Annotated in this window: 14 protein-coding genes; 10 read left to right on the top strand and 4 right to left on the bottom strand. The window is 70.9% G+C overall.

Features of this window, described 5'->3' with window-relative positions:
- Positions 1-22 precede the first annotated feature (22 nt).
- On the top strand, positions 23-331 hold the full coding sequence (locus IO29_RS22825; protein ID WP_234316391.1) for a hypothetical protein: 309 nt from the start codon (positions 23-25) through the stop codon (positions 329-331).
- A 180-nt stretch (positions 332-511) separates the two neighbouring features.
- Here the strand turns inward: IO29_RS22825 and IO29_RS22820 are convergent, their stop codons facing one another.
- Positions 512-2,968, bottom strand: a complete 2,457-nt coding sequence (locus IO29_RS22820) for a beta-glucosidase family protein (protein WP_051707674.1) — start codon at positions 2,966-2,968, stop codon at positions 512-514.
- Between the two features lie 155 nt (positions 2,969-3,123).
- On the opposite strand from IO29_RS22820, the gene IO29_RS22815 reads away from it, so the two are divergent.
- Positions 3,124-3,741 (top strand): TetR/AcrR family transcriptional regulator, encoded by a 618-nt coding sequence (locus IO29_RS22815; protein WP_051707673.1) that lies wholly within the window; start codon positions 3,124-3,126, stop codon positions 3,739-3,741.
- Positions 3,742-3,748: 7 nt separating this feature from the next.
- Here IO29_RS22815 and IO29_RS22810 read toward each other — a convergent pair whose 3' ends face one another.
- Both IO29_RS22810 and IO29_RS22805 read right to left on the bottom strand, forming a co-directional pair.
- Positions 3,749-4,573, bottom strand: coding sequence for an EI24 domain-containing protein (locus IO29_RS22810; RefSeq protein ID WP_030382130.1), 825 nt, complete (start codon positions 4,571-4,573; stop codon positions 3,749-3,751).
- A 67-nt stretch (positions 4,574-4,640) separates the two neighbouring features.
- Positions 4,641-5,663 (bottom strand): NADP-dependent oxidoreductase, encoded by a 1,023-nt coding sequence (locus tag IO29_RS22805; protein WP_030382129.1) that lies wholly within the window; start codon positions 5,661-5,663, stop codon positions 4,641-4,643.
- Positions 5,664-5,779: 116 nt separating this feature from the next.
- On the opposite strand from IO29_RS22805, the gene IO29_RS22800 reads away from it, so the two are divergent.
- A complete protein-coding gene (locus tag IO29_RS22800; RefSeq protein WP_030382128.1) occupies positions 5,780-6,229 on the top strand; it encodes a MarR family winged helix-turn-helix transcriptional regulator in 450 nt (149 codons plus the stop codon).
- A gap of 286 nt (positions 6,230-6,515) precedes the next feature.
- Here the strand turns inward: IO29_RS22800 and IO29_RS40395 are convergent, their stop codons facing one another.
- The gene (locus IO29_RS40395; protein WP_030382127.1) at positions 6,516-7,694 is read right to left on the bottom strand and encodes an SCO2400 family protein; all 1,179 of its coding nucleotides are present in this window, start codon (positions 7,692-7,694) and stop codon (positions 6,516-6,518) included.
- A gap of 216 nt (positions 7,695-7,910) precedes the next feature.
- On the opposite strand from IO29_RS40395, the gene IO29_RS22790 reads away from it, so the two are divergent.
- The 7 genes from IO29_RS22790 to IO29_RS22760 all read left to right on the top strand — a co-directional run bounded on the left by IO29_RS22790 (position 7,911) and on the right by IO29_RS22760 (position 16,728).
- The gene (locus IO29_RS22790) at positions 7,911-9,074 is read left to right on the top strand and encodes a mandelate racemase/muconate lactonizing enzyme family protein (RefSeq protein WP_030382126.1); all 1,164 of its coding nucleotides are present in this window, start codon (positions 7,911-7,913) and stop codon (positions 9,072-9,074) included.
- On the top strand, positions 9,071-10,156 hold the full coding sequence (locus IO29_RS22785; RefSeq protein WP_234307638.1) for a zinc-dependent alcohol dehydrogenase: 1,086 nt from the start codon (positions 9,071-9,073) through the stop codon (positions 10,154-10,156). The genes IO29_RS22790 and IO29_RS22785 overlap by 4 nt, the downstream gene beginning before the upstream one ends.
- Before the next feature lie 223 nt (positions 10,157-10,379).
- Positions 10,380-11,348 carry a hypothetical protein gene (locus tag IO29_RS22780; RefSeq protein ID WP_030382124.1) on the top strand — a complete coding sequence of 323 codons (969 nt, stop codon included), beginning with the start codon at positions 10,380-10,382 and terminating at the stop codon, positions 11,346-11,348.
- Between the two features lie 149 nt (positions 11,349-11,497).
- Complete coding sequence (gene chvE / locus IO29_RS22775) at positions 11,498-12,610, top strand: multiple monosaccharide ABC transporter substrate-binding protein (protein WP_199806936.1); 1,113 nt, start codon at positions 11,498-11,500, stop codon at positions 12,608-12,610.
- Between the two features lie 44 nt (positions 12,611-12,654).
- Positions 12,655-14,214, top strand: coding sequence for a multiple monosaccharide ABC transporter ATP-binding protein (gene mmsA / locus IO29_RS22770; RefSeq protein ID WP_030382122.1), 1,560 nt, complete (start codon positions 12,655-12,657; stop codon positions 14,212-14,214).
- On the top strand, positions 14,211-15,455 hold the full coding sequence (gene mmsB, locus IO29_RS22765; RefSeq protein ID WP_030382121.1) for a multiple monosaccharide ABC transporter permease: 1,245 nt from the start codon (positions 14,211-14,213) through the stop codon (positions 15,453-15,455). The genes mmsA and mmsB overlap by 4 nt, the downstream gene beginning before the upstream one ends.
- A 58-nt stretch (positions 15,456-15,513) precedes the next feature.
- Complete coding sequence (locus IO29_RS22760) at positions 15,514-16,728, top strand: aldose epimerase family protein (protein WP_030382120.1); 1,215 nt, start codon at positions 15,514-15,516, stop codon at positions 16,726-16,728.
- Positions 16,729-16,786: the final 58 nt, after the last annotated feature.

Below are 16,786 nucleotides of genomic sequence, written 5' to 3'. Positions count from 1 at the left end.
CGATAGGTCTCAGCTCTCCGCGATGAAAGAAGTGATCGCGAATCACGCCGATGATCACTATTCAGGTGGATGGGGGTTCCCTAACCATCCATTCAACTGGACGTCGTACGTTTTCTATGGAGGAGATATTCAAGAAGGAGACGTTCTGTGGCTTCGTGACCAATTGACGGAGATGGCCGCTCTTCCACCCGCAGATGTGGAGGACTCAGACGTGCAGGGCCTCTTCATGCTCACGCACGAGGTTGAGGGATTGATTGAGTGGCAGATTCGCCGTGGGGGCATACATGTTATGCCCGGCGACGAGCGACACGAGTACCTGGGACCATTGTGAGAACCCCCGTCGGGTCCGCCCACTGCGCAGCCTCACGGAGCGGGCGCCAGGGCTTGGGCGAGTTCCGGGGTAGGGCGGGTTGGTCAAGCCGTGACCGGTTGGGTGCATAGCAGAGGGCTGAGCCCCGGTCCGGGTGTCAGGTGCCGGACCGGGGCTGTTCAGGAAGGGGCGCGCCCTGCCTCAGACCGTAAGCCTCGTCGTCACGCGGCGGTCCGCGATCGAGCGCCCGGCGGCAATTTCGTACGAACCCTTCACACGTGCCCAGGCCCCCGCCGTCTCGTCCCACACCTCGAACGCCCGCGTCGGGAGCGTCACTACGGCTTCCACCCTCTCCCCCGGTTCGGCTGAAACCCCCGCGAAACCGGCGAGCCGGCGTGCCGGTCGCTCGGGTCCGGCGGCGGCGTCCGGGCCGGCCGGGGCGACGTAGAGCTGGACGACCTCGTGGCCTGCCCGCTCACCCGTGTTGCGCAGCCGGACCCGCACCGTCGTGCCCTCCGCCTCGACGGATTCGTACGCCCAGTCCGTGTAGCCGAGCCCGTGTCCGAACGCGTACACCGGCGTCCGGCCCTCCTTCTCCCAGGCCCGGTAGCCGATGAACACGCCTTCGCTGTAAGGGAGTTGCCCGTCCTCCGGCACCACCCGCGTGACGGGCGCGTCGGCCAGCGAGCCCCACGTCGTGGGGAGCCGCCCGCCCGGCTCCGCCGCGCCGGTGAGCACGTCGGCGAGGGCGGCTCCGCCCTCCTGCCCGGGGAACCAGCTGAGCAGCACCGCGGCGACCTCGTCCCGCCACGGCAGCTCCACCGGGGACCCGGAGTTGACGACGACCACGGTGTTCGGGTTGGCGGCGGCGACCGCGCGGACCAGGTCGTCCTGGCGGCCGGGCAGCCGCAGGTCGGTGCGGTCGAAGCCCTCGGACTCGACGCGGTCGGTGGTGGCGACCACGACGACCGCCGTGTCCGCGCCCCGCGCCGCCGCCGCGGCTTCGGCGATCAGTTCGTCGGGGTCGCGCTGCGGTTCCTGGTGGGCGAGGGCGAAGAGGATCGACGTGGCGGCCGTGTCCTCGGGGGCGACGACGGCATGCGTCAGGGAGACCTCAATGCTCTCGCCGGCCGTCAGCTCCACCTGTGCGTGCGGCTCGGGGGCGCCGAAGAACGCGGCGAAGGGGTCCTCCTTCGCGGCCCGCTGGACGCCGTCGAAGTACGTCGTGCCGGCGACGGCGAGGGTGAACGCGCCCAGGCCCTTGATGCCGAACGTGTGCGTGCCGGACTCGCGCGGGGTGAAGGTGCCGGCCAGTTCGACGGAGTGGAGGTTGTCGTGAGTGACGCCCTCGGGCAGGTCGACGTCCGTCCACTTGATGTCGCCGTTGGGCGCGGAGCCGGTGCCGAGGACCGTGCCGGCGGCGTCGCGGCAGACCGCGCGCAGGGTGAACCCGCGGTCGGCGATGGAGAGTTCCTCGTTGGGGTCGGCGCCCAGGGCGTACGTCACGCTGCCCTCGGGCAGGGCGGCGGTAAGGCCGTCGAGCGGGGAGACGATCCGGTCGGGGAAGACGGTCGCGGAGCCGCCGCCGAGGACGCGGGCGTCGCGGGCGGCGGCGCCGATGAGGGCCACGGTCGCGCCGGGGCGCAGCGGGAGTGCCGCGCCCTCGTTGCGCACCAGGACGAAGGAGCGGCGGGCGATCTCGTGGGCGAGCGCCTGGCCGTCGAGGCCCGCGGGCGGCTCCGCGACGACGGGCTCGGCGCCGTCCAGGATGCCGACCCGGGCGGCGAGGCGCAGCACGTTGCGCACGGCCGCGTCGAGCGTGGCCTCCTCGACCCTGCCGTCCCGTACCGCCTGGGCGAGGGCCTCGCCGTAGACGGTGCCAGGGCCGGGCATGGCGATGTCGAGGCCGCCCTCGATGGCAGCGACGGTGTCGCGGGCGGCCGACCAGTCGGAGACGTTGATGCCGTCGAAGCCCCACTCGCCGCGCAGGACACCGTTCACGAGCGGCCCGTGCTCGGTCATCGTGGTGCCGTTGACGGAGTTGTAGGCGGTCATGACGCCCCACGGGCGGGCGCCGGCGACGATCGCCTCGAAGGGCGCCAGGTACAGCTCGCGCAGGGCGCGTTCGCCCACCAGGTTGTCGACGGTGAAGCGGTCGGTCTCGGCGTCGTTGGCCACGAAGTGCTTCACGGTGGTGCCGACGCCGCCGGACTGCACCCCGGCGACGTACCCGGTGCCGATGCGGCCGGTGAGGTAAGGGTCCTCGCTGTACGCCTCGAAGTGGCGGCCGCCGAGCGGGGAGCGGTGCAGATTGACGGTGGGCGCGAGCAGGACGTGGACGCCCTTGCGGCGGGCCTCCTGGGCGAGCAACGCACCGGCGCGGTGGGCGAGTTCGGGGTCCCAGGTGGCGGCGAGCGCGGTCGGGGAGGGCAGCGCGACGGAGGGGTCGTCGGCGGTCCAGCGGACGCCGCGGACGCCGATCGGGCCGTCGGACATTACGAGGGAGGCGAGGCCGATCTCCGGCAGCGCGGGCAGCGTCCAGCGGTCCTGGCCGGCGAGCAGCCGCGCCTTGTCGTCGAGCGTGAGGCGGGCGAGGGCGGCCTCGACGGCCTGTTCGCGGGCCTGGTCACCCGTTTCGCCCGTCACCCTGTCCGTCACCTTGTCCGTCGCCCTGCCCGCCCTGCCCGCCTTGTCCGCTGTTCCGGCCACGGCCGCACCTCCTCGTAGAAAGCCGCTTCGACGCCCCCATGCTGCACCCGGAACCTGTAATGCGGTAACTTTCGTTATCTTTTCGCGATATGCAGTGGACACGGATCCCGTACGGTGGCGCCATGACGAGCAGGGCCAGGAGCGAGGAGCGGCGCGCGGAGATCGTCCGGGCGGCCCTCGAAGTGATCGCCGAGCGCGGTTACCGGGGGGCGAGCATGGCCGCGGTGGCGGAGCGGGTGGGGCTGACCCAGCAGGGGGTGCTGCACTACTTCCCCACCAAGAACGCGCTGCTCGTGGCCGTCCTCAAGGAGCGCGACCAGTGGGACGCGGTGCCCGGTCAGCGGTGGCGGCTCGATCTGCTCGGTTCGCTGGTCGAGTACAACGCGATGCGGCCGGGGGTCGTCCAGACGTTCTCCGCGCTGCTCGGCGAGAGCGTCACCGAGGGGCACCCGGCGCGGGACTTCTTCACCGGGCGGTACGAGGAGGTCCGCGCGAGCATGGCGTCGGTCCTGCGCGCGGAGTACGGCGAGCGGCTGCCCGGCGGACTGCCCCCCGAGCGGGTGGCACCGCTGCTAGTGGCGGTCATGGACGGATTGCAGTTCCAGTGGCTGCTCGACCCGGATGCGGTGGACATGCCGGCGGCGTTCCGGGACTTCGTGGCGTTGCTGGACGCGGGGCCGGGCGGCGCCCCGGAGGCGGAGGACGGCACCGGGGCGGGCTGAGGACGCCTCAGTCGACCGGGGTGAACTCCGGGTCGCCGTAGGGGGTTCCGCCGGGGTCGCCGCCAGGGTTGCCGTCGGGGTCCCGGGTCTCCTCGCCGAGGAGTTCGCGGGCCATCAGCGTGGCGCCCGCGACCGCGCCCGGCATCAGGAACACCGCGACGAGCGGCACCAGGAACGCCAGGCCCAGCGGGGTCCCGAACCCCCACACCAGCATCTTGCGGGAGCGGAGCAGGGCGAGCCGTTCGCGCAGCTGGACGCCGCGGCGCTGGAGTGCGACGGCGGTGAGCTCCTCGGTGAGGAAGAACCCGGTGACGAAGAAGCCGATCACCGGCACGAGGGTCTGCCCGACGAACGGCAGGAACCCGCAGGCGAACAGCAGCACGCCCCACACCCCGGCCCGCACCACGATGCGCAGCCCGTCCCGCGCCGATATCCACAGCTCCCGGGCCAGCGACAGCCCGGACTCGGGGGCGGTGCCGTCCGGGGAGACGTCACGGTCGACCCGCTCCGAGAGGTTCTCGTAGAAGGGCTGGCCGACCAGGAGCGTGACGGCGGTGAACGTGACGACCGCCAGCAGCAGCGCGAGGGCGAACAGCACGGCGGTGAGGAACCCGCGGAACAGGCCGAGCCAGGGGCTCGACCAGTCGTCGGCGAAGGGCGTCGCCCAGGCCACAAAGTCGTCGCCCCACAGGGCGAGGGCGACGAGCGCGGCCAGGTAGAGGAGCAGGGTGATCAGGCCGGGCAGCAGGCCGAGGCCGTACGCCCGGCCGTGCCGGGCCACCCAGCGGTGGCCGGCCAGCAAGTGCCGGAATCCTGCGGTCAGATCGTGCATGGGCTGCACGATAGCGGGGCGGGGCCGCTGGGGCTGTGCCCCCCTACGGGGCGCGGGCCTCGTCTCGTCAGAGCTGGACGATCATCTTGCCCGTGTTGGCGCCCTGGAGGACGCCGAGGAAGGCGTCGAGGGTGTTCTCGATGCCCTCGACCACCGTCTCGCGGTACTTGAGGCGGCCGTCGCGGACCCAGGGGCCGATCTCCTGGACGAACTGGGGCTGGAGGTCGTAGTGGTCTCCGACCAGGAAGCCCTCGATGCGGCCGCGGGTCTGGATGAGGCGGGAGAGGTTGCGCGGGCCGGGGGCGGGCTCGGTGTTGTTGTAGACCGAGATCATGCCGCAGACCGCGATGCGGCCGTCACGGTTGAGGCGGCCGAGGGCGGCCTCCAGGTGGTCGCCGCCGACGTTGTCGAAGTAGACGTCGATGCCGTCCGGGGCGGCCGCGCGGAGCTGTTCGGCGACCGGGGCCTCCTTGTAGTTGAAGGCGGCGTCGAAGCCGTACTCGTCGAGCAGGAGCCGCACCTTCTCGTCGGTGCCGGCGGAGCCGATGACGCGGGAGGCGCCCTTGAGCTTGGCGATCTGGCCCACCTGGCTGCCGACGGCGCCGGCCGCGCCGGAGACGAAGACGGCGTCGCCCTCCTTGAAGGAGGCGGTGCGCAGCAGGCCGGCGTAGGCGGTGAGGCCGGTCATGCCGAGCACGCCGAGGTAGGCGGAGAGCGGGGCGGCGTCGGAGTCGACCTTGACGACGTGCTTCGCGTCCGCGACGGCGTACTCGCGCCAGCCGAAGAAGTGCAGGACGTGGTCGCCGACGGCGATGCCCTCGGCGTTCGAGGCGAGCACCTCGCCGACGGCGCCGCCCTGCATGGCCTTGCCGAGCTCGAACGGGGCGACGTAGGACTTGGCGGCGCTCATCCGGCCGCGCATGTACGGGTCCACGGAGAGGTAGCGGTTGCGCACCAGGACCTGGCCCTCGCCCGGCCGGCCGACCTCCGCCTCGACGAAGGCGAAGTCCTCGGGCTTCGGCCAGCCGACGGGACGGCTGAGCAGCTGCCATTCGCGGCCGGTGGCGGGAAGCGATGCGTGGTCGGTCATGGGGGTGGCGCCCTCTCCTGAGTTTGCTTGCGCGACGGCTGAATTTAATTCAGCATCTGAAACAACAATGGGGCTCAATATTTCAGGATGTCAAGTAACCGGGTACCCTCGGGGGCATGGCTGCACACAAGAGCCCCCGTGTGGACGCGCTGACGCTGGAGGTCGTCGATCTGATCGGCACGGTGGTCGCGCGGTACCACGAGGAGTACGAGGAGGCGGCCGCGGAGCACGCGCTCACGGGTGCGCAGGCGCGGCTGCTGAGTCTGCTGTCGCTGGAGCCGTTGCCGATGCGGCGGCTGGCGCGGAAGCTGAAGTGCGAGCCGTCGAACGTGACGGGGATCGTGGACCGGCTGGAGAGCCGGGGCCTCGTCGAGCGCCGGCCGGACCCCGACGACCGGCGGGTGAAGCTGGCGGCGGCGACGGAGGAGGGCCGCCGGGTCGCCCGCGGCCTGCGCGACTCCCTCCACTTCGCCCGCGAACCCCTGGCCGCCCTCACGGACGCGGAACGGGTGTCCCTGCGGGACCTGCTCCGCCGGATGCTCCCGGAGGAGGACGACGCGGGCTGAGCGCCCCGATAGGGGCCCCGTAAGGGGCGCGGGGCTGTGTCCGATGTGCGGCTCCGCCGCGCGGGCGCGACCAAGGCAGGGGCTGCGCCCCGTAAGGGGCGCGAGGAACCGCGCGACCAGCCACGACGCACCCGCACCCGCACCTGCACCTGCACCTGCACCCGCACCCGCACCCGCACCCGCACCCGCCGACGAACCCCACCCACCCGAGTTCCCGCGCCGGGGTCCAAGGGGCGGAGCCCCTTGAAGGGACGGGAAGGGGAGGGGCGGCGGGGGCGAGAACCCCCTACGTGCACCACCACAGGAAACGATCACACGTGTCCGACGGCGACGGCTCCGACGACGGAGTCGTCGACCCCGGCTCCTCGGACGTGGGGCTCCCCGCGTCCCCACCCCCGCCTCCGCCGCCGCCACCCGGCGACGCCGTCTCCGACGACCCCTTCGTCGCCCCCGGTGCCGCCCCGCCCGCCGTCTCGGACGCGCTCGCCGTCGCCCCCTTCTCCTCGTCCTTCGCGGAGCGTGACGCCGACGCGGACGCGGACCCCGACGCGGAGGCGTCCGGGGTCGCGCTCGCCGTCCCGTCGCCGCGCTCCGCGGAACCGGACGTTCCCGGCGCGCCGGACCGCTCGGGCGACGACCCGGCGTCGTCGCTCGCCGGATCACCCGTCGCGGCGGTCTCCGGCGTGGAGCCCGGGGACTCGGTGCCGAGTTCGGCGAGGCTCAGGCCGCCGGCGGCGAGGAGGAGGCCGGCGCCGACGAGGAGGACGCGGCGACGTCGGCGGCGGTGGGACGCGGCGCGGCGGTCGCGGCGGCCGGGGGGTTCCTCGGGGGTTTCTTCGCCCCCGCCGCCCCTACCCTTCCCGTCCTCAAGGGGCTCCGCCCCTTCGACCCCGTCGGGATGGGGCTCCGCCCCGACGGGGGCTTCGCGAACAGGAGGTGGGTCCTCCCGGGGCTCCGCCCCGGACCCCTGCGGGGGCTCCGCCCCCTGCGCCCCCGTGTGAGGGGCTCCGCCCCCCTCCCCGGCCAAGGGGCTCTCGCCCCCGCCCCCGAGGGGGCTCTGCCCCCTGGACCCCCGAGAGGCACGGCGGCTGCGCCCCCGCCGAGCCACGGGCTCCGCCCCGGCCGAGGCTTCGCCGGCAGGAGTGCGAGACGAGCCCCCAGGAGGCTCCGCCCCTTCGACCCCGCCGGAAGGGCGCTCCGCCCCGGGGAAGGCTTCGCCGACGGAAGCGTGGGGCGAGCCCGCGAGAGGCTCCGCCCCTTCGACCCCGCCGGAAGGGGGCTCCGCCCCGGGGGAGGCTTCGCCGGCGGAAGCGTGGGGCGAGCCCGCGAAGGGCTCCGCCCCGGGCCCCTGCGGGGGCTCCGCCCCGTTCCCCGCTTCCCCCTCCAGCCACCCCACCGGCGTCCCGCAACCCGGGCACGCGAGGGCTCCGTTGAGGTGTCTTCGGCAGGGGGTGCAGTAGTCCATGTCGCCGGAAGACTAGGTTCCCCCCACCCTGCTTGCCAGTGACTGCTGTGAAAGTTGTGTGGGGAACGATCAGTTACCAGGAGATTCCGCCCACCGGCTTCGTGCGCGACCCATTGACACTCCTCCCACCACCTCTTACTGTCACGCCAGCATTTCGAACGAGTGACGAAATATCGAACAGAGCACGAAGCGGCAACCAGAGCGAGAGGCGACACCGTGCGCATCACCGGAATCAGCACACACGTGGTCGGGACGCCGTGGCGCAACCTGACCTACGTCCAGGTGCACACCGACGAAGGGATCACCGGAGTCGGCGAGACCCGGATGCTGGGGCACACCGACGCCCTCCTCGGCTACCTCAAGGAGGCCGAGGCCAACCACATTCTCGGTTCCGACCCGTTCGCTGTCGAGGACCTCGTGCGCCGCATGAAGTACGGCGACTACGGCCGCGCGGGCGAGATCGTGATGTCCGGCATCGCGGTCGTCGAGATGGCGTGCTGGGACATCAAGGGCAAGGCCCTCGGCGTCCCCGTCTGGCAGCTGCTCGGCGGAAAGGTGACCGACAAGGTCAAGGCGTACGCCAACGGCTGGTACACCACCGAGCGCACCCCGGAGGCGTACCACAAGGCCGCGCAGGGGGTCATGGAGCGCGGTTACCGCGCGCTGAAGATCGACCCGTTCGGTACCGGGCACTTCGAGCTGGACCAGGAGCAGACCAACTACGCCGTCTCGCTCATCGAGGCCGTGCGCGACGCCATCGGGCCCGACGCCGAGCTGATGCTGGAGATGCACGGGCGGTTCTCCCCCGCCACCGCCGTCCGCCTCGCCAAGGAGATGGCACCGTTCAAGCCGGCCTGGCTGGAGGAGCCGGTGCCGCCGGAGAACCTCAAGGCGCTGGAGAAGGTCGCCGCCAAGGTCGACATCCCCCTCGCCACCGGTGAGCGCATCCACGACCGGATCGAGTTCCGCGAGCTGTTCGACAGCCAGGCCGTCGACATCCTCCAGCCCGACGTCGGCCACATCGGCGGCATCTGGGAGACCCGCAAGCTCGCCGCCACCGCCGAGACGCACTACATGCTCGTCGCCCCGCACAACGTCGGCGGCTCCGTGCTCACCGCCGCCTCCCTCCAAGTGGGCTTCACCTCCCCGAACTTCAAGATCCTGGAGCACTTCAACGACTTCGCCGACGCGGAGATCAAGAAGGTGGTCAAGGGCGCCCCGCAGGTGGACCCGGAGGACGGCTGCTTCCACGTCTCCGACGCGCCCGGGCTCGGCGTCGAGCTGGACGTCGACGCGGCGGCCGAATTCCCGCAGCAGCAGGCCCGGTTCGACCTGTGGGCCGAGGGCTGGGAGAAGCGCGCCCCCAAGGCGAACCAATGAGCACCGAAGCCACCGGCCCGGGCCCCGGGGCCGGGGCCGCCGAAGCCGCCGGAACCACCGGCCACCACTCTGGCGGCAGCCGTACCGCCGTCCTCGTGGAAGCCCCCGGCGCCCACCGCCTCGTCCCGCACACCCCGCGGGACCCCGGGCCCGGCGAGGCCCTGGTCGCCGTCCACGCCGTCGGGATCTGCGGCAGCGACCGCGAGGTGTACCAGGGCAACCGGCCCGAGGGGTACGTGCGGTATCCGCTCACCCCGGGCCACGAGTGGTCCGGCACCGTCGCGGCGGTCGGCGCCGGGGTGCCGGAGTCCCTCGTGGGCCGCAAGGTCGTCGGCGAGGGGTTCCGCAACTGCCAGGTGTGCGACCGCTGTCACGCGGGCGAGACCACGCTGTGCACCGCCGGCTACGAGGAGACCGGGTTCACGCAGCCCGGCGCGATGGCCGCCACCCTGACCCTGCCGGCCCGGCTGCTGCACGTCCTGCCGGACGACGCCGGGCTGACGGCCGCCGCGTTGCTCGAACCCGCCGCCTGTGTCGCCGCCGCCGCGCTCAAGGCGCAGGCACGGCCGGGCGAGCGGGTCGCGGTGGTCGGCACCGGCACGCTCGGCATGTTCGCGGTGCAGTTCCTGCGGGCGAGCTCGCCCGGGGAGCTGCTCGTGGTGGGCACCCGCCGCGACCGCGAGTCGCTCTCCCGGGAGTTCGGCGCCACCGACTTCCGTACGAAGGACGAGGCGCTCCCGGACGACTTCGACGTGGTCGTCGAGACCGCCGGGTCCGCCGACGCCGCGCGCACCGCCGCCGGACTGCTGCGGCGCGGCGGGCGGCTGGTGCTCACCGGCATCCCGGCGCCGGGTGCCGACGGGCTGGACCCGACCGATCTCGTCGTACGCCAACTGGAGGTGCACACCGTGTTCGGGGCGCCGCCGGAGGCGTGGGCGCACACGGTGCGGGTCTTCGGGGCGGGGCTGCTCGACCCGCTGCCGCTGGTCTCGCACGAGCTGCCGCTCGACGAATTCGCCCGCGCCATCGAATTGGTGGGGTCCGGGGACCCGAAGGTGGGCAAGGTGCTGTTGCGGCCGTAGGGCCGCGACCCGAACCGTGCGCCGGTACGGAGCACCTGACGGCCCCGTACCGGCGCACGACCCACCACCCCGCGCCCCATGGCCACCACCGCCATCTCCACCGCCCACCCCTACCGCCCTCCGCGAACTACGTCCGACATACCGAACAACGGCAGTACCGGCCCCGGCCCCACGGCTCCAGACGCACGCACATGACGCACATGACGCACATGAAGGACACCTCGTGACCGACGCTTCCCCTACGGCGGCCCGACGACCCGGTGAGCAGGCGCTCGCCGCGCTCGGCCTGGACGCGCCCGCCCTCTCCCCCGCCGACGCCTCCCCGCACGCCTTCCCCGGCGGCGGCCGCTGGCGCACCGAGGTGCCCTCCTGCGAGGGCCCGGAGGCGCTCGCCGTGGTCCTGAAGGAGGCCTCCCGGCTCGACGTGCCGATCCACCGGATCAGCCAGGGCAGCGGTGTGTGGATGCTGACCGACGCCGAGATCACCGAGATGGTCGAGGCGACCGCCGCGCGCGACATCGAGCTGTGCCTGTTCACCGGGCCGCGCGGCACCTGGGACATCGGCGGCTCGGTGCGCACCGACTCGCACGGCGGCGGGCTGCGCGCCCGGGGCCACGACGCGGTGGCCGGCTGTCTGGAGGACGCGGTCCGCGCCACCGAACTCGGCGTGAAGTGCCTGCTGGTGGCCGACGAGGGCGTGCTGTGGACGCTGCACCGGGCGCGCGCGCAGGGCATCATCCCGGCCGACACCACGCTGAAGGTCTCGGCGCTGATCGGCCCCGTCAACCCGGCCTCGTTCGCGGTGTACGAACGGCTCGGCGCGGACTCGGTCAACGTGCCCAGCGATCTGACCCTGGACCATCTGACCGAGATCCGCCGCCTCTCGGGTGCCCCGATGGACATGTACATCGAGGCACCGGACGATCTGGGCGGCTATGTGCGGATGTACGAGGTGGCCGAGCTGATCCGCCGGGGCGCCCCGATCTATCTGAAGTTCGGGCTGTCCAAGGCGCCCGGGATCTACCCCTACGGACACCAGTTGCGGGAGGTCACGCTGGCCACGGCCAAGGAGCGGGTGCGCCGCGGACGGCTCGCCCTGGACCTGCTCGCGCGCCACGGCGCGGACACGGACATGGCCCCGCTGGGGTCCCGGATGCCGGGTTCGCTGCGACGGTTCGACACCGGCGCATAACGTTCCCGAAAAATCTCTTCACACAAGACGACACAGTCGCGCAGAATCCCACACACTCGCCTTCGATCCTTCCTCGCACCGCCCTCCACGCGCCGCGCACCGGAGGACCGGTCCACGCCCAACTGAGCCTGACGCCAAGGATGTTCAACATGACCACTCGCAGAGCCGCAGTAGCCGCGATCGCCTCGGTCGCCACCCTCGCCCTGACCCTGACCGCGTGCGGCCAGAACAGTGAGGGCGGCAGCAAGGAGGACAAGGCCGACAGCAAGGGCGGGACCGTCGGCATCGCCATGCCGACCAAGTCCTCCGAGCGCTGGATCTACGACGGCAAGTACGTCGTCAAGGAGATGGAGGCCAAGGGCTACAAGACCAAGCTGGTCTACGGCGAGGACGACCCGGACCAGCAGGTCTCGCAGATCGAGAACCTCATCACGCAGGGCGTCAAGGCCCTGGTCATCGCGGCGATCGACAACAAGTCGCTGAACAACGTGCTCCAGCAGGCCGCCGACGCGAACATCCCGGTCATCTCCTACGACCGGCTCATCCTCGGCACCAAGAACGTCGACTACTACGCCTCCTTCGACAACGAGAAGGTCGGCCGGCTCCAGGGCGACTACATCCTGGAGAAGCTGGGCCTGAAGGACGGTTCGAAGAAGGGCCCGTTCAACATCGAGCTGTTCGCCGGCTCCAACGACGACAACAACACCCGGTACTTCTTCAACGGCGCGATGAGCGTGCTCCAGCCGTACATCGACAAGAAGCAGCTGGTGGTCCAGTCCAAGCAGACCGCGCTGAACCAGGTCACCACCCTGCGCTGGGACGGCGGCACCGCGCAGAAGCGCATGGACGACATCCTGACCTCCTCGTACAAGCACCGTAAGGTCGACGCGGTGCTCTCCCCGTACGACGGCATCTCCATCGGCATCCTGTCCTCGCTGAAGTCGGACAACTACGGCTCCAAGGACAAGCCGCTGCCGGTCGTCACCGGGCAGGACGCCGAGATCGCCTCGGTGAAGTCGATCATCGCCGGCGAGCAGTCCATGTCCATCTACAAGGACTCGCGCAAGCTCGCCAAGGTCACCGCGAACATGGTGGACGACTCGCTGCACGGCAAGAAGCCCGAGGTCAACGACACCAAGTCGTACAACAACGGCGTCAAGGTCGTGCCCGCCTACCTGCTCCAGCCGGTGAGCGTCAACAAGAGCAACTACGAGAAGGTCCTGGTCGGCGGCGGCTACTACACCGCGGACGAACTGAAGTAACCCGCCCGTCCTCAAGGGATCCCTACGGATTGAAAGGCACGACCATGGCGGGACCCGTCCTGGAAATGCGCTCGATCGTCAAGACCTTTCCCGGTGTGAAGGCGCTCTCCGACGTCACCCTGACGGTGCGTCCGGGTGAGGTCCACGCCATCTGCGGGGAGAACGGCGCCGGAAAGTCCACCCTCATGAAGGTGCTCTCCGGCGTCCACCCGCACGGAAGCTACGAGGGCGAGATCCTCTTCGAGGGAGAGGTCTGCCACTTCAAGGACATCCGGGCGAGCGAGCAGCGCGGCATCGTGATCATCCACCAGGAGCTGGCGCTGGTGCCCTACCTCTCCCTCGCGGAGAACATCTTCCTCGGCAACGAGCACGCCACCCGCGGGTTCATCAGCTGGGGCGAGACCCTCAAGCACGGCACCGAACTGCTGCGCCGCGTCGGCCTGTCGGACCACCCGAACACCCGGGTCGCCGACATCGGCGTGGGCAAGCAGCAGCTCGTGGAGATCGCCAAGGCGCTCTCCAAGAAGGTGAAGCTGCTCATCCTGGACGAGCCGACGGCGGCGCTGAACGACGAGGACAGCGGCAAACTCCTGGAGCTGATCCTGGAGTTGAAGAAGCAGGGCATCACCTCGATCATCATCTCCCACAAGCTCAACGAGATCCGCAAGGTCGCCGACTCGGTGACCATCCTGCGCGACGGGCGCTCCATCGAGACCCTCGACGTGAAGGCCGCGGAGACCACCGAGGACCGGATCATCAGCGGCATGGTCGGCCGCGACCTCGACCACCGCTTCCCCGAGCGCACCCCGCACCAGCCGGAGGAGGGGGCCGCACCCGCCTTCGAGATCCGCGGCTGGACCGTGCACCACCCGATCGACCAGCAGCGCAAGGTGGTCGACGACGTGTCGATCCATGTGCGCCGCGGGGAGATCGTCGGCATCGCGGGGCTGATGGGCGCCGGCCGCACCGAGCTGGCGATGAACGTGTTCGGCCGCAGCTACGGCCGGTACGCGGCGGGCAAGGTGTTCAAGGACGGCAAGGAGATCCGTACCAGGACCGTCCCCGAGGCGGTCGCGCACGGCATCGCCTATGTCACCGAGGACCGCAAGCACTACGGCCTCAACCTCATCGACACCATCAACCGCAACATCTCGCTCAGCGCCCTCGGGAAGGTCTCCAAGCGGGGTCTGGTGGACGAGCACGGGGAGCGCCAGGTCTCCGAGGGCTTCCGCACGTCGATGAACATCAAGGCGCCGACCGTCTTCGAGCCGGTGGGCAAGCTGTCGGGCGGCAACCAGCAGAAGGTCGTCCTCAGCAAGTGGATCTTCGCGGGCCCGGACGTGCTGATCCTGGACGAGCCGACGCGTGGCATCGACGTCGGCGCGAAGTACGAGATCTACACGGTCATCGACCAGTTGGCGGCCCAGGGCAAGGCGGTCGTCTTCATCTCCTCCGAGCTGCCCGAGCTGCTCGGCATGTGCGACCGCATCTACACCATGGCCGCCGGCCGGCTGACCGGTGAGGTCCCGCGGGCCGAGGCCACCCAGGAAGTGCTGATGCGCCGGATGACGAAGGACGAGAAGGACAAAGAGGTAACCCGATGAGCACGGATGTCACCGCGAAGACCCCGGCGGCCGCGCCGCCGGGCAAGGGCGGCTCGGGCGCGGGCGACGGCCTGCTGAAGCTGCTCGTGGACGGCATGCGGCGCAACATGCGCCAGTACGGCATGCTGATCGCGCTCGGCCTGATCGTCATTCTCTTCGAGGCGTGGACCGGCGGCGACCTGCTGCTGCCGCGCAACATCTCCAACCTGGTGCTCCAGAACAGCTACATCCTGATCCTCGCGATCGGCATGATGCTGGTGATCATCGCCGGTCACATCGATCTGTCGGTCGGCTCACTGACGGCGTTCGTGGGCGCGGCGGCGGCCGTGCTCATGGTCAGACACGACGTGCCCTGGCCGCTGGCCGTGGTGCTGTGCCTGCTCCTGGGCGCCGCCGCGGGCTCGTTCCAGGGATTCTTCATCGCCTATCTCGGCATACCGTCGTTCATCGTCACCCTCGCCGGGATGCTGATCTTCCGCGGTGGGACCGAGATCGTCCTCAAGGGGCAGACCCTCGGCCCCTTCCCCGAGGGGCTCCAGAAGACCGCCAACGGCTTCCTGCCGGAGGTCGGGCCGAACACCAACTACCACAACCTGACGGTCCTCCTCGGCCTCGCGATCATCGCCTTCGTCGTCTACCAGGAGGTCCGCGACCGCAAGCGGCAGCAGGAGTTCGCGCTCGACGTCCTGCCCACCAAGATGTTCCTGACGAAGCTGGTCGCGCTGGTCGCCGCCGTCCTCGTCGTCACGCTGCTGCTCGCCAGCTACAAGGGCGCCCCGGTGGTGCTGATCATCCTCGGTGTGCTGGTGGTCGGCTTCGGCTATCTGATGCGCAACGCGATCATCGGCCGGCACATCTACGCGATCGGCGGCAACCTGCCCGCGGCCAAGCTGTCGGGTGTGAAGGACAAGAAGGTCGTCTTCCTGGTCTTCCTGAACATGGGCATGCTCGCGGCCCTGGCGGGGCTGGTCTTCGCCGCCCGCTTCAGCGCGGCCTCGCCCAAGGCCGGCCTCAACTTCGAGCTGGAGGCCATCGCGGCCTCGTTCATCGGCGGCGCGTCGATGAGCGGCGGCGTCGGCACGGTCCTCGGCGCGATCATCGGTGGCCTGGTCCTGGGCGTGCTGAACAACGGTATGAACCTCGTCGGCATCGGCACCGACTGGCAGCAGGTCATCAAGGGCCTGGTACTGCTGGCGGCGGTCGGCTTCGACGTGTGGAACAAGCGCAAGTCCGGTTCTTAAGTCTCCGCTCGGGCCCCGCCACCACGGCGGGGCCCGCTTCCTTTGGCAGGAGCCGCACATGGACATGAGCAGACGTACCGTCCTCGCGACCGCCGCGGCCGCGGGCCTCACCGCCGCGACCGCCGGCACCGCCCGTGCCTCGACGGCGGATCCGGCCTCGTCCCGGGTCTCGTCCCGGGCCTCGTCGTCCGCGCCGTCGTCCCCGAGAGGCAGGAAGCCCGTGAAGGAGCTCTTCGGCACGCTGGCCGACGGCACCAAGGTGTACCGCTGGTCGCTGGAGAACGGCGCGACGAGGATGAAGGTCCTCAGCTACGGCGGCATCGTCCAGTCGCTGGAGATCCCCGACCGCCACGGCCGCCGCGCCAACGTCTCCCTCGGCTTCGACAACCTCGGCGACTACGTGGCGAGCAGCCCGTACTTCGGCGCCACCATCGGCCGCTACGGCAACCGCATCGCCAAGGGGCGCTTCACCCTCGACGGCACCGCGTACCAGCTCTCCGTCAACGACGGCGAGAACACCCTGCACGGCGGCGCCAAGGGCTTCGACAAGCGCGTCTGGGACGTCGAGCCGTTCACCCGGGGCGCGGACGTCGGACTGCGCCTGCACTACACCAGCGCCGACGGCGAGGAGGGCTTCCCCGGCACGCTGAAGGTCCAGGTCACCTACACCCTGAACCGGCACGGCGACTGGCGCATCGACTACACGGCCACGACCGACAGGGCCACCGTCGTCAACCTCACCAACCACACGTACTACAACCTGGCCGGCGAGGGCAGCGGCTCCGTCTACGACCACGAACTGACCCTGGCCGCGAGCCGGTACACCCCCACCGACGCGGGCCTCATCCCCACCGGCGAGCTGGCGCGCGTCTCCGGCACGCCGTTCGACTTCCGGCGGGCCAAGGCGATCGGCCGCGATCTGCGCGCCGGTCACCCCCAGCAGGTCACCGCCAAGGGCTACGACCACAACTGGGTCCTCGACAAGGGCCTCACCGAGGAGCCCGAGCACGTGGCGACGCTGCGCGACCCGTCCTCCGGGCGCACCCTGCGGATCGCCACCGACCAGCCCGGCGTGCAGTTCTACTCCGGCAACTTCCTCGACGGCACGCTGGTGGGCACCTCCGGGCGCACCTACCGGCAGGGCGACGCGCTGGCCCTGGAGACCCAGCACTTCCCCGACTCCCCCAACCAGCCGTCCTTCCCCTCGACGGTGCTGCGGCCGGGGCAGACGTACCGCACGACGACGGTCCACTCGTTCGGCGCGGGGCGGTGAACCGGGCGGGGCGGTGAGCCCAGCGGGGCGCCGGCCTTGAACAAGGGCGCCCCCGCAT

The organism is Streptomyces sp. NRRL F-6676 (assembly GCF_000725625.1).
GTDB lineage: Bacteria > Actinomycetota > Actinomycetes > Streptomycetales > Streptomycetaceae > Streptomyces.
Note: the sequence above shows the minus strand (reverse complement) of the source record. Positions and strands in the feature narration are given on the sequence as shown.